Source organism: Mycobacterium spongiae, assembly GCF_018278905.1.
Lineage (GTDB): Bacteria > Actinomycetota > Actinomycetes > Mycobacteriales > Mycobacteriaceae > Mycobacterium > Mycobacterium spongiae.
In genome coordinates this window covers 3142211-3155633 of the sequence record NZ_CP046600.1, presented here as the reverse complement: position 1 = coordinate 3155633, position 13423 = coordinate 3142211, and the positions used below count along the sequence as shown (strand labels likewise).

Here is a 13423-nt window from a genome sequence, read left to right as displayed (position 1 = left end):
CGGAACAGCGGTGATGCCACTACGAACGTTGGATCCATCAGTGACGCTGGATGACCTGACATGGCTAGACGAGGCGATCGGTGACGCACGGGTGGTGGCGATCGGCGAAAGTGCCCATGGTAATCGGGAGTTTTATCAGCTTCGCCACCGCATGCTGCGTTACCTCGTCGAGCAGTTGGGGTTCGGCGCGTACGCGTTGGAATCAGGCTTCGTCGAAGGTTGGCGGGTCAATGACTGGATCCATGGCAGCCACGACGAGCTAAGCCAGGTGCTGGCGACCGGCATCACTTTCTTGATGGGGTTATGTGTTCAGATGCGCGCCCATCTCGAATGGATGCACGAATGCAATCGCAACGCTGCACACAAGGTCAGCTTCTATGGAATCGATCTGCCAGGTTCATGCGTGTCCTTGATCCCGGGCATCGATGCGGTGATCGCCTACCTAAAGCAGGCCGACCCCTCTTTCGAAGCTGATGCGTCGATGCGGGAGACGGCCTGGGCGGGGACCTCGGCGCACGCGCCGGCGTGCTTTGCCGCTTACAAGGACCTACCAGCGGCGAGCAGAAACGCGCTGACGGCCAGCCTTGCTGAGCTTGCGGCGCGCATGGCCTCCCGCCGGCTTGACTACTGCCAACAAACCACCATCGATGCCTACGAGCGCGCACTGCACTCACTTCGGGTCACGGTCAGCCTGGATGCAGCTGTCCGCGAGTTCGCGCGGGATCCGCAAGACGTAACGCGAATCCGTGATGGCGCTATGGCGCAGAGCGTCAGGTGGATACTGGACCGACACAACCGCATTGTCGTGGCCGCTCACAACGGCCATGTGCAGCGATGGCCCGTGAGCGTTTCGGGTGTGGCGGCATGGACTCCGATGGGCATGCATCTGGCTGATCAGCTGGGCGACGACTATCGGGTGATCGGTACCACCTTCGGTACAGGTCGGGTTCCGACCATAGAAGCCGAAATCGATACTGGCAAGCGGTTCACAGAGTTGGAGGCGCCCCGGGTGGGGAGTCTGGATGCGGTCATGGACGCCAGCCACCACGGCCCCATTGCAGTCGATCTACGGCGACTCTCGCCGGCTGATGCCAGAATCATTGAGGCTGTCTCACAACAGCGTCAGGGCCCGCTGTACTGCGACACAAGCCCATTAGATGCCTTCGACGTCGTCGTCCATGTCCCTCATGTCGAGTTGGCAGATCCCGACCTACGGGCGTACGGCTACGCACCCGACGACGTACAGCAAGCCCTCCTCTGCGGTATGGCGGACCAATGAGGGGGCCGGCCCTGACCAGCGCGCCGCTGCTCGCACGCCCCATGAGTCGAAATCTCTCCCAAGGCAAGAAACGCTCCGGTGGTTACTCACTCGATGAACCACCTGACATGATTCCATCCTTTCCATGAAATGGAGTCTCTGGACATGCCGCTGTGGTCGAAAGTAGGCTTCACCTCCGAGCTGTCTTCCAGCTCAAGAACCTTGAGACCTCAAAACCCCAGGAGTCCCGCGCTGGTGCGGGCACTTCCGTGCATATGCACGCCAAACCTTCGGACTATTGTGCTCGGGTACGGAGGTATTGCTGGTGAACTGGAGTTAGTGCGGTGACTGAATTGCCGCCGACCGGAACGGTGACGTTTCTGGTCGGCGATGTTGACTGCTCCACACGACTGTGGGACACCCAGCCCGACGAGATGGCGGTGGCTAGCGCTTGTCTCGGTGATGCGGTGGCTGAGCTAGTTGTTGATCATGGGGGAGTGCTGCTGGTCGAAAAGGGTGAGGGTGATAGCTTCGTGGCGGCGTTCGCCCGTGCCAGTGACGCGGTGGGGTGTGCGCTGCGGTTGCAGCAGGCGCCGTTGACGCCGATCCGGTTGCGCATTGCGGTGCATACCGGCCAAGTGGGGCTGGGCGACGATGCCACCTATGGTGGTCCGACGATCAACAAGACCGGGTGTGTGAGGGATCTGGCCCATGGTGGCCAGACATTATTGTCGGGTGCTACTGAGCTGCTCGTGGTCGATTGGTTACCGGTGGATGCGTGGCTGACCGATCTGGGCGCGTATCAATTGGATGATTTGCCCCGGCCGGAACGATTGGTGCAGCTGTGCCATCCCAGCGTGGGCAACGAGTTTCCACCTTTGCGGACCGATAACAGTGTTGGTACGCACAATGTTCCGGTGCATTTGACCAGTTTTGTGGGCCGCGGCGCGCAAATGACCCAGGTGCGCAACCTGTTGGTCGACAACCGGTTGGTGACGTTGACTGGTGCCGGTGGTATCGGCAAGACGCGTCTGGGCGCCGAGGTGGCTGTGCGCATTGCTTCGGAGTTCTGCGACGGTGTTTGGTATGTCGACCTCGCGCCGATCAGCGATCCCGCAGTTGTTGCTGTTGCGGTGGCCCGTGTTGTGGGCCTTCCGGATCGGCCCGGCATGACCACGATGGAGGCGTTGGTTCAGTTTGTGGGCGAGCGTCAGATGTTGATAGTGCTGGATAATTGCGAACATCTGTTGGTCGCAGTTGCGTCGCTGGCGGTGGAACTTCTGGGCTCCTGTGCTGGGTTGACGGTGCTGGCAACCAGTCGTGAGCCGCTGGGGGTGTCCGGGGAAGCGATGTTTGTGGTGCCCTCGCTGTCGCTGGCCGACGAGGCCGGGGAATTGTTCGCCGATCGGGTTCGTCGGGTTCGGCCGGATTTTGCGGTGACCGAGGACAACGGGGCTGCTGTGGCGGAGATCTGTCGGCGCCTCGACGGCATGCCGCTGGCCATCGAACTGGCGGCAGCGCGGGTGCGGGCGTTGTCGCTCGAGGAGATTGCCGCGGGTCTGGATGACCGGTTCCGCCTTCTGACCGGCGGTGCGCGCACCGCGCTGCGACGCCAGCAGACGTTGCGCGCCTCGGTCGAGTGGTCGGATGCGTTGCTGACCGAGGACGAACGCATCGTGTTGCGCCGGCTGGCAGTGTTCGTGGGTGGGTTCAGTCTGGACGCGGCCCAGGCCGTCGCCGGCGACACCCAGGTCCAGGGTTATCAAGTTCTCGACCACCTTGTCCAACTCATCGACAAGTCTCTGGTCGTTGCCGAGAGCACCGGCGGCTCGACCCGCTATCGGTTCCTGGAGACGGTGCGTCAATACGCGTTGGAGAAACTGGGCGGGGCCGGTGAAGCCCACGACGTCCGCGACCGGCACCGTGATTACTACACGTCACTGGCGGTGCTCCTGCTCGCTCCAGCACGCAGTGACCACGAACAACGCCTGGCGCGCGCATGGGATGAGATGGACAATTTCCGAGGCGCATTCGGGTGGAGCCTCGAAACTGGCGCGATTGGCCGGGCGTTGGAGCTTGCGTCCTCGCTGGAGCCGCTCTGGCAGGCGCACGGCTGGATCCAGGAGGGGCTGGGCTGGCTAGAGACTGGGCTCGCCGAGACCGATGGGCCTAGCGGGGCACCTGAATTCCGCGTGCAGGCGGTCGCTAGCCGGGCCACACTGCTGTCCTTGGACGGCGTAGCGGCAAGCGTTGAGGAAACCGAAGAGGCCCTGACCATCGCCCGGACCCTCGATGACAGGGTCTCGTTGGTGCGGGCGCTGATGGCCCGCGGCTGTGCCTCCCTGTATGACGCCGAGGCGGCCGGGCCCTACTTCGAGGAGGCGGTCAAACTTGCCCGGGAAATCGGCGATTCGTGGCTGCTGAGCCAAGCTTTGCTGCGGCAGACCATGCCAGCGATATTCGCCGGGGACTCGGCCACAACGATTACGGCCGCGGGCAAGGCGCTCGAAGCCGCGGAGGCCACCGGTGACCGATTTGCCGCGCGGCACTGCCGCTTGCTCAAGGGAATTGCGATGTTCCTGCAAGGCGATTTGGTGGCGGCGTCGGCGAACCTCGGCGAGGTGATCGACGAAGCGACCGCCGCACATGATGCGATGTTTCGGGTTTACGCCCTGGCAATGGAGAGCATGGCGCGGGCGTTTCAAGGCGACGCGGTCGGTGCTCGGGCTTGTGCCGACGCGGCCATGGAAGGCTGCGCTGAACTACCTGGGTTTCACAAGGGCAGGGCGTACGCGGGTGTGGCGGCTGCGTGCCTGGCCGCCGGGGATGCCGATGCGGCATGGCGGGCCAGCGAAGAAGCTCGACAGCGCATCGGCCTGGAGCCAGTGACGATCGGACTTTACCTATGGGCTGCCCTGGGGCCGCTGGGTTGTGGCGACCTCGCCGCGGCCCGTCGCTGGGCTGACGATGTGGTGCTGGCGACAAAGGGTATGCCTCTGGGGTCGGCGCTGTCGACGCGTTCGCGGGTCGCGATCGCCCAGCAGCATCTAGACCAAGCCGAACGCGACGCCTATGAAGCACTCGCCATCGCATCCCACAGCGGCAGCCACCTTGTCGTTCCTGACGTTTTCGAATGTCTGGCCGATCTGGCGCGGGAGGCCGGTAATCACCGCGATGCGGCGAGGCTGTGCGGCGCGGCCAACACCGCTCGCCAGCACACGGGTGCTGTGCGGTTCAAGATACTTGACGAAAGCTCTGCGGCCACGGTCGTGGCGCTGCGTGAGGCACTAGGTAACAACGACTTTGACAAAGCGTGGGCGCAGGGTGCGGCCATGTCGGCCGAGGAAGCGATCGCCTACGTCCAGCGCGGTCGCGGCGAACGCGAACGCGAACGTAACCGTCCGTCGGAGGGTTGGGCGTCGCTGACTCCGACCGAACTCCAGATCGTGCGGCTCGTTAGTGAAGGGCTGGCCAACAAGGAGATCGCCAGACGGCTTTTCGTTTCACCCCGGACCATCCAGGTGCACCTCACGCACACATACGCGAAGCTGCGGCTGACTTCGCGCGTGCAGCTCGCCCAAGAGGCAGCGCGTCACGCCTGCTTGCCGGTGCAAGATGAGGCTGCGCCGCCCCACCGTCATAACTCACCAACGCGGCCGCATCTGTAGCTCATATCTCCTGGTAGCTGCCCGCATCAGCCGCAGTCGCCGGCGCGTTCTGCCCAAACACACTCGACAGCAGCAACTGCACAGACGCATTCGGATTGGCGCGACCGCCAGCGGATGAATCATCGACGCCCGTACGGCCTCAAACGCAACTTTCCCTGTGGATCATGTCCTTTCGCTGACACAGTTCTTCAAGGACACCGCCACCACCCGCGCGGCGACCTGGGCACTGAGCTAGGCCTGGCCGTAAGGGGATCAAAACGCTGTGCTACATCCGGCTGCTGCAGATGGAGCTGGAAGACACCGAGGTCTAGGGCTGCGTGTGCGTCGACCTGTCGTATCTTTGCATTCCGGATGGCAAGCTCGCCGACGAGAATGCGGTGACCGACCCAGCAAAATGGGCACTGCTCGTCGAATAGGAAGATGCAGACCCAACGCACTGGTTAGCAGCAACCAACCCGGATCAGCCTTCTGAGCCGTTCACACCCGGGCTGCCAAACAGGGATCCGCCGGTGCCACCGGTACCGCCGGCCCCACCAGCCCCTGGATTGTTGGAGCTGCCACGGCCGCCGCCACCGCCGTCACCGCCGTGACCGATCAGCCCGGCGTCACCACCGCCGCCGCCGCCGCCACCGGCACCACCGCCCTCGAAGCCGTCGCCGCCGGCGCCGCCGGTCCCACCGGCCCCGCCGATGCCGTACAGCGATCCGCCCCTGCCCCCGGTCCCACCAAGCCCACCATCGCCGCTGACCTCGCCCGCGAGGCCCCCACCGATCCCGCCCTGCCCACCTGACCCGGCGGCCCCGCCGTGGCCGATCAGCCCGGCGGCCCCACCGTCACCACCGCCACCACCGTCACCACCGTCACCATTCCCGACACTTGCGTCGCCGCCCCGGCCGCCGTCGCCGCCGGTCCCGCCGGCGCCGTACAGCGCGCCGCCCCTGCCCCCGGTCCCGCCGAGCCCACCAACGGCAGCGCCTCCACGGACGGTGTCGTCCCCGCCCCACCCGCCGTCCCCGCCGGACCCGCCGGTGCCGATCAGCCCGGCGGCCCCACCGGCCCCGCCGGCCCCGCCGTCACCACCGGCAACGCCGAAGCCGGCCCCGCCCAACCCGCCGTCCCCACCGGACCCACCGTTGCCGTACAGCACCCCGCCGGCACCACCGTCGCCGCCGACGCCGCCCGCTTCGCCCCGGACCCCAAGGCCGCCGCCGCCCGCCCCACCGGCCCCACCATCCCCGATTAGCCCACCAGCACCACCGACGCCACCGACACCACCGGCACTACCGGCCTCCAGAAAGTTGTTTCCGCTGATCCCGCCGTCACCGCCGGCCCCACCGTTGCCCTGCAGCAACCCACCGGCCCCACCAGCCCCACCAGCCCCACCGACCCCGCCCGCACCGGGCAAAACGGACGCACCGGCCCCGCCGACACCACCATTCCCGAACAACCAAGCGCGACCCCCGGCCCCACCAGGCAAAGCAGCCCCACTAGCCAGGGCGCCGCCGGCCCCACCAGCCCCACCGTTGCCATACAGCCAGCCCCCGGCCCCGCCAGCCCCACCGGCCAACCCAAACCCCACCCCGCTGCCGCCGGCCCCACCATTACCGATCAACCCGGCATCACCACCGGCACCACCAGGCCCACCAGCCCCACCATTGCCCCACAACAACCCGCCGGCCCCGCCGGCCTGGCCCGGTGCGGTCCCAGCGGCGCCATCGCCGATCAGCGGACGACCCAACAACCCCTGGATGGGTCCGTTGACCACGTCCAGGGCGGCGGCCATCGGCGATGCATTCGCCGCCTCGGCAAACGCATACGATCCCGCACCGGCGGTCATGGCCTGCACAAACTGGGCATGAAACTCCGCGGCCTGCGCACTCATGGTCTGATAGGCCTGACCGTGGGCGCCGAACAGCGCTGCAATCGCCGCTGACACCTCATCAGCCCCGGCCGCCGGCACCGCGATGGTCGGCGCCCACGCCGCCGCGTTCACCTCACCCAGCGTCATACCAATGCCCGACAACTCCGCAGCCGCCTGCGCCACCACCTCGGGTGTTGCCACCACAAACGACATCACAATCCTCCTTGCTAATCCGCCGTGTTATCGCACCAGCAGTTGCCACAACATTTCCGATATTCCCGACGTGTGGGCGAATTTAGTATTAACCGCACCCGGCCCGCAAGGTTTTTGTCCACGTAATCGACCGAAAGGTGAACGCCGCGAAGAGGCTATGCGCTGCACCGCGGGACGCACCACAGAAGATAGGACAAAGCGCTTATTGGCAATTGCGAATCGCAACGTGCGACGTGGGCAAGATATGAAGAAATGCTTATTGCTCACCACGAATCGACAATCTATCAATTGATAGCAACGAGCTGGATTACAGCGGGTTCGGTCATTGTCGACCCCGCTGTTTTGCGGCGGGTGTGTGCGGGCGGTGGCTGGATTGTGTGATCTGCGAGGAGATGGTGATGTCGTTTGTGGTGGCAACACCGGAGCTGGTGGCGGCTGCGGCGACGGAGTTGGCGGGTATTGAGTCAATGATCGGGGCGGCCAATGCGGCGGCGATGGCTCCGACGACGTCGGTGATGGCCGCGGCTGCTGATGAGGTGTCGATGGCGATCGCGGCATTGTTTGGTGCCCATGGTGAGGCTTATCAGGCGGTCAGCGCTCAGGCGGCGGCGTTTCATGCCCAGTTCGTGGCGGGCCTCGATCGTGCGGGCAGTGCTTATGCGGGCGCTGAAGCGCTCAACGCTTCGGCGCAGAGTATCGAGCAAGACGTGCTCGCGGTGATCAACGCGCCCACTGGGCTGCTGTTGGGGCGTCCGTTGATTGGTAACGGTGCCGATGGTGCCCCGGGTACGGGTGCTAGCGGCGGGGATGGTGGGTTTTTGTGGGGTAGTGGTGGGCTGGTGGTTCCGGGGCGCCTGGGCAGGCTGGTGGGGCTGGTGGGGCTGGTGGGGCTGCGGGGTTGATCGGCAATGGTGGTCGTGGTGGGGCCGGCGGCTGGGGTGCCATTGGTAGTGCTGGTGGGGTTGGTGGGGCTGGTGGGTGGCTGGTGGGCAATGGTGGTGCTGGTGGGCTCGGCGGGGTGGGCACCAGCGGTGCTGGTGGGGTTGGTGGGGCCGGCGGGGCGGCGGTGGGGTTGTTCGGCCATGGCGCGGTCGGTGGGGTCGGTGGTGTTGGTGGCCGCGGCGGGGTGTTCTATGGCGATGGCGGGGGCCGGCGGTGCTGGAGGGATGGGTGCTGCTGCGGGCGCCGGTGGTAGCGGTGGTAGCGCGATGTTGATCGGCAACGGCGGGGTTGGTGGGGCTGGCGCGACGGGCGCCGTCGGCAGTGACGGCGCAACGCCGGGGGCGGCTGGCACCGACGGCGCCACCGGTGGCGCTGGTGGGGCTGGCGGTAACGGTGGGCAGTTGTTCGGCGCGGGTGGCGCGGGTGGTTCCGGTGGGGCCGGTGGTGACGGCGGTAACGGTGCCGGCGGCGACATGACGATCAATGCTGGTCGCGGCGGTGTCGGCGGCAGCGGTGGAGACCCCGGTGCGGGCGGGGCCGGTGGGAGTGGCGGTGCCTTTGGCGGTGCGGACGGTCCAGTTGGACAGACTCCCACCAGCGGGGGTAACGGCGGCAACGGCGGCAACGGTGCCGATGGCGACACGGCGGTGCTGGCGGGAAAGTGGGCGACGGCGGGGCCGGCGGGGCCGGCGCCCACGGCCCTGACGCCACCTCCCGAAGTCTCGGTGGTCGCGGCGGCAACGGCGGGGTCGGCGGTGATGGCGGTACGATCAGCGGTAACGGCGGCATCGGCGGTCGCGGCGGCCACGGCGGACCCGCACTCCTGGCCACCCCCGGGTTCACCGCAGCCACGCCGTTGCCGCCGTTGCCGTTATAGCAATCCGCCGGCCCCGCCGGCCTGGCCCGGTGCGGTCCCAGCGGCGCCATCGCCGATCAGCGGATGCCCCAACAACTCCCTGGATGAGCCCGTTGACCACATCCAGGGCGGCGGCCATCGGCGACGCATTCGCCGCCTCGGCAAGCGCATCCGCACCGGCGGTCATGGCCTGCGCAAACTGGGGATGAAACTCCGCGGCCTGCGCACTCATCGTCTGATAGGCCTGACCGTGGGCGCCGAACAGCGCTGCAATCGCCGCTGACACCGCATCTGCCCCGGCCGCTAACACCGCGGTGGTCGGCGCGCCGACGCAATGCCCGACAATTCCGCAGCGGCCTGCGCCACTGTCTCGGGTGCAGCAATCACAAATGACATCACAATCCTCCTTGTCAATCCGCCGTGTTATCGCACTGGCAGTTGCCACAATAGTTCCGATATTCCCGACGTGTGGGCGAATTTAGTATTAGCCGCACCCGGCCCGCGAGGTTTCGGTCCACGTAATCGATCGAAAGGTAAACGCCGCGAAGAGGCCATGCGCTGCACCGCGGGACGCACAAAAAAGGGTAGGACAAAACGCTTATTGACAATTGCGAATCGCAACGTGCGACGTGGGCAAGATATGACGAAACGCTTATAGCGCACCACGAATCGACACTGTACTTGTTGATAACAACGAGCTGGATTGCAGCTGGTTCGGTCGCTGTCGACCCCGCAGTCTTGCTGCGCGTGCAGGCGGACAGCCGCGCGGCAAAGACCGCGTGACGAGAAGGGGAGAAGGGGATGGGACGTTGAATTTTTCGGTATTGCCACCCGAGATCAACTCAGCCAGGATCTTGGCGGGTGCAGGCACCGGACCGATGCTGGCGGCGGCGGCGGCCTGGTATGGGGTGGCTGCCGAATTGGCGTCGGCGGCGAGTTCCTTTAGGTCGCTAACCTTTGGGCTGGCGGGGGAGGTGTGGCAGGGTTCAGCAGCGGCGGCGATGGCGGCGGCGGCGGCCCCGTACGAGGGATGGCTCAATGCAGCGGCGTCCCAGGCCGAGCGAACGGCCCTGCAGGCCCGCACGATGACGGGTGCGTTTGAAACGGTGCTGGTGGCAATGGTGAATCCGGCGATGATCGCGGCCAACCGTTCCCAGCTGGTGTCGCTGGTCCTGTCAAATCTGTTTGGGCAAAACGCCCCGGCTATCGCAGCTGCTGAGGCCGTCTACGAGCAGATGTGGGCGCAGGATGTGGCCGCGATGTCTGGCTACCATGTGGAGGCTTCGGCGGTCGTCTCGCAGCTGGCGCCGTTTGCACAGCCGCTGCAGCACCTGGCGGGCCTGCCGGGCCAGCTAGCCAGCGTGGTTGCCAGCGCGCCCGTGGCCGGCGCGGCCGTGAGAAGCGCGGCTGCGGCCAGCTCCATCGCGGATCCGGCGGCGGCGGTCGCGGCGGCGGCCGCCCCGACCAGGACCCTTGCCGTTACCCTGGGCCTGGCCAACGTGGGCTTCGGCAATGTGGGCAGCGGAAACGTCGGCTTCCTCAACTTCGGCAACGGCAGCCTTGGCAGTAACAATGTCGGTTTCGGTAACTTCGGCGGCAGCAATGTCGGTTCCGGAAACTTGGGGAGCTTCAACTTGGGTCCGGGTAACCTTGGCATTTCCAACCTGGGATTTGCGAACACCGGGAGCGGGAACCTCGGCTTTGCGAACATCGGGAGCGGGAACGTCGGCTTGGCGAACATCGGCAGCAACAATATTGGTATTGGGTTGACCGGTAACAATCAAGTCGGCATCGGCGGCCTGAATTCTGGCGCCAACAATATCGGGTTGTTTAATTCGGGCAGCGGGAATATCGGCTTCTTCAACTCCGGCAACGGAAACTTTGGTATCGGGAACTCGGGCAGCTACAACACGGGCTGGTGGAACACCGGAGAGGCGAACACCGGCTTCTTGAATGCGGGCTCGTTCAACACCGGCAGTCTTAACGTGGGCGACGCGAACACGGGAAGCATGAACACCGGTAGCTACAACACGGGCGATGTAAACCCGGGCTCGTCTAACACGGGTCACCTCAACATCGGTGACACCAACACCGGGCTGTTGAATTCAGGCAATATCAACACCGGTGCCTTCAACGCGGGCGACATGAATAACGGGTTATTCTGGACGGGCACTGGCGAGGGCGGCCTCACGTTCGCGATCAGAACACCCGATATCACCCTACCCTCGATGGTGATAGCTGACATCAGCATCCCTGGCTTCGATCTGCCTGCAATCACGCTACCGTCGCTGACGCTTCCGGCGGCGACGACGCCGGCGGATATCCGCATCGGCGGGTTCGGCTTGCCGGAGATCACGCTGCCGTCGCTGACGCTTCCGGCGGCGACGACGCCGGCGGATATCCGCATCGGCGGGTTCGGCTTGCCGGAGATCACGCTGCCGGTCGCTACTTCCGGGCGGCGCGACGCCGGCGGATATCCGCATCGGCGGTTGGCTTGCGGAGATCACGCTGCCGTCGCTGACGCTTCCGGCGGCGACGACGCCGGCGGATATCCGCATCGGCGGGTTCGGCTTGCCGGAGATCACGCTGCCGTCGCTGACGCTTCCGGCGGCGACGACGCCGGCGGATATCCGCATCGGCGGGTTCGGCTTGCCGGAGATCACGCTGCCGTCGCTGACGCTTCCGGCGGCGACGACGCCGGCGGATATCCGCATCGGCGGGTTCGGCTTGCCGGAGATCACGCTGCCGTCGCTGACGCTTCCGGCGGCGACGACGCCGGCGGATATCCGCATCGGCGGGTTCAGCTTGCCCGAAATAGTGACTCCCGCAATATCAATTCCACCGGGGTTGGAAATAGGCGAGGGAATTGTGGGTGCATTTACCACGCCCGAAATCACTACGGGTGGGTTTGGCGTTGAATCGTTTACGCTCAGCTTCGAGGGAGGAGTGCAATCGTTTAAGTTGCCCGGTCTTACTGTGCCCAACATATCTTTTCCCGACATCAATCTCAACAACTTCACTACACCTAAGGTAGAGTTTTCGGGTTTTGCGTTTCCCGAAATAGTAACGGGAAATATTACTTTTTTGGGGCCGGGTGGTTTGCTCCCGTTGCCCATAGTTCTTTTGCACGGTGGCCTTGCTGGTCAATCCTTCGTGATGAATGTCTCCCTCCAGCCATTTGTTAATGTCTCGGGACCTTCCATTGCAGGGGGCCACTTGGGCTCGTTCACTTTCCCCAGACTCACCATCAGTGAAATCGGGCTGCCCGGCGGCACAATCCCCGGGTTTAGTATTCCCTCCATAACGGTCGGCGAGTTCTCTTTCCCGGACGTAGACGTAGTCGTCCCAGATCTTCTATTCCCACCGGTGACCATTTCACCCATCTCTATCAGCACCTTTAACACGCCCGGATGGGAATTAAGTTTCGTTAGGATTCCCTCGGTGGCCATCCCGGGTATCGGTGTCGGTGAGTTCACGTTGCCGCAAGTCGGGGTTCCGGAGATTACGACGCCGTCGTTGGCCATCCCGGGTATCGGTGTCGGTGAGTTCACGTTGCCGCAAGTCGGGGTTCCGGAGATTACGACGCCGTCGTTGGCCATCCCGGGTATCGGTGTCGGTGAGTTCACGTTGCCGCAAGTCGGGGTTCCGGAGATTACGACGCCGTCGTTGGCCATCCCGGGTATCGGTGTCGGTGAGTTCACGTTGCCGCAAGTCGGGGTTCCGGAGATTACGACGCCGTCGTTGGCCATCCCGGGTATCGGTGTCGGTGAGTTCACGTTGCCGCAAGTCGGGGTTCCGGAGATTACGACGCCGTCGTTGGCCATCCCGGGTATCGGTGTCGGTGAGTTCACGTTGCCGCAAGTCGGGGTTCCGGAGATTACGACGCCGTCGTTGACTATCCCGGGTATCGGTGTCGGTGAGTTCACGTTGCCGCAAGTCGGGGTTCCGGAGATTACGACGCCATCGTTGACCATCCCCGGCCTCGGTGTCGGTGCGTTGACCATCCCCGGGTTCACCACTCCCGCCATTTCCTTGCCCGCCACCACCATCGCGAGCTTGGTCGTCCCGCCGACGCCGGGCTTCTTCAACTCGAGTAGCACTCCGTCGTCGGGCTTCTTCAATACCGGCACCGGCAGCAGTTCGGGCTTCGGCAACAACGGCTCGGGCCTGTCGGGCATGTTCAACTCGAATCCCACCGGGTTCTCGTTCGGCTCGGGCTATCAAAACTCCGGCGCAGCCTCCTCAGGGTTCTCGAACCTCGGCAGCGCCGTCTCGGGCTTCAGTAACCTGGGCACCCTCCCGTTCGCCGATACCAGCCTGGTCTCTGGCTTTAGAAACGTCGGTCACAGGCTCGCAGGGTTGTTGTTCCACGGCACCACGCCATAGCAGGTCAGATCGTGGCAGACCGCCATGTGCTGCTGGGGCACGGCGGGGCGTCCAGATCGCCACCGCGGCGTCGGTGTTGCCGGGTCGGGCGGGTGGCGCCCGACCCGGTGCTGGCCGGCGCGGCAGGACAACGCGGCTCGGCCAACGACAGCGCAGGTGTGGCGGTTGCCACCACACCACCCGATGGGGTGCCCGTCGCCGCAGCAGCGCCAGCAGAGTGCCCTTAGGTCTGGTCCGTT

General features: G+C 65.1%; 6 protein-coding genes and 1 pseudogene. 5 read left to right on the top strand and 2 right to left on the bottom strand.

What is annotated here, in order from left to right:
* Positions 1–94 precede the first annotated feature (94 nt).
* Together F6B93_RS12805 and F6B93_RS12800 are read left to right on the top strand one after the other, a co-directional pair.
* Entirely contained in the window at positions 95–1279 is a 1185-nt protein-coding gene (locus F6B93_RS12805; RefSeq protein ID WP_211695440.1) for an erythromycin esterase family protein, read from the top strand.
* A gap of 323 nt (positions 1280–1602) precedes the next feature.
* Positions 1603–4926 (top strand): helix-turn-helix transcriptional regulator, encoded by a 3324-nt coding sequence (locus tag F6B93_RS12800; RefSeq protein WP_246540737.1) that lies wholly within the window; start codon positions 1603–1605, stop codon positions 4924–4926.
* Positions 4927–5386: 460 nt separating this feature from the next.
* Here F6B93_RS12800 and F6B93_RS12795 read toward each other — a convergent pair whose 3' ends face one another.
* A complete protein-coding gene (locus F6B93_RS12795) occupies positions 5387–7000 on the bottom strand; it encodes a PE family protein (RefSeq protein ID WP_211695439.1) in 1614 nt (537 codons plus the stop codon).
* A gap of 398 nt (positions 7001–7398) precedes the next feature.
* Between F6B93_RS12795 and F6B93_RS23405 the strand changes: the two are divergent.
* Positions 7399–8756 (top strand): annotated as a pseudogene (locus F6B93_RS23405) (PE family protein); the annotation flags it as partial.
* A gap of 25 nt (positions 8757–8781) precedes the next feature.
* Here F6B93_RS23405 and F6B93_RS12770 read toward each other — a convergent pair.
* Entirely contained in the window at positions 8782–9084 is a 303-nt protein-coding gene (locus F6B93_RS12770) for a PE family protein (protein WP_425518448.1), read from the bottom strand.
* Between the two features lie 523 nt (positions 9085–9607).
* On the opposite strand from F6B93_RS12770, the gene F6B93_RS22880 reads away from it, so the two are divergent.
* The gene (locus tag F6B93_RS22880; protein ID WP_425518447.1) at positions 9608–11716 is read left to right on the top strand and encodes a PPE family protein; all 2109 of its coding nucleotides are present in this window, start codon (positions 9608–9610) and stop codon (positions 11714–11716) included.
* Between the two features lie 523 nt (positions 11717–12239).
* On the top strand, positions 12240–13184 hold the full coding sequence (locus F6B93_RS22875) for a hypothetical protein (RefSeq protein WP_246541186.1): 945 nt from the start codon (positions 12240–12242) through the stop codon (positions 13182–13184).
* The last annotated feature ends 239 nt before the right edge of the window (positions 13185–13423 follow it).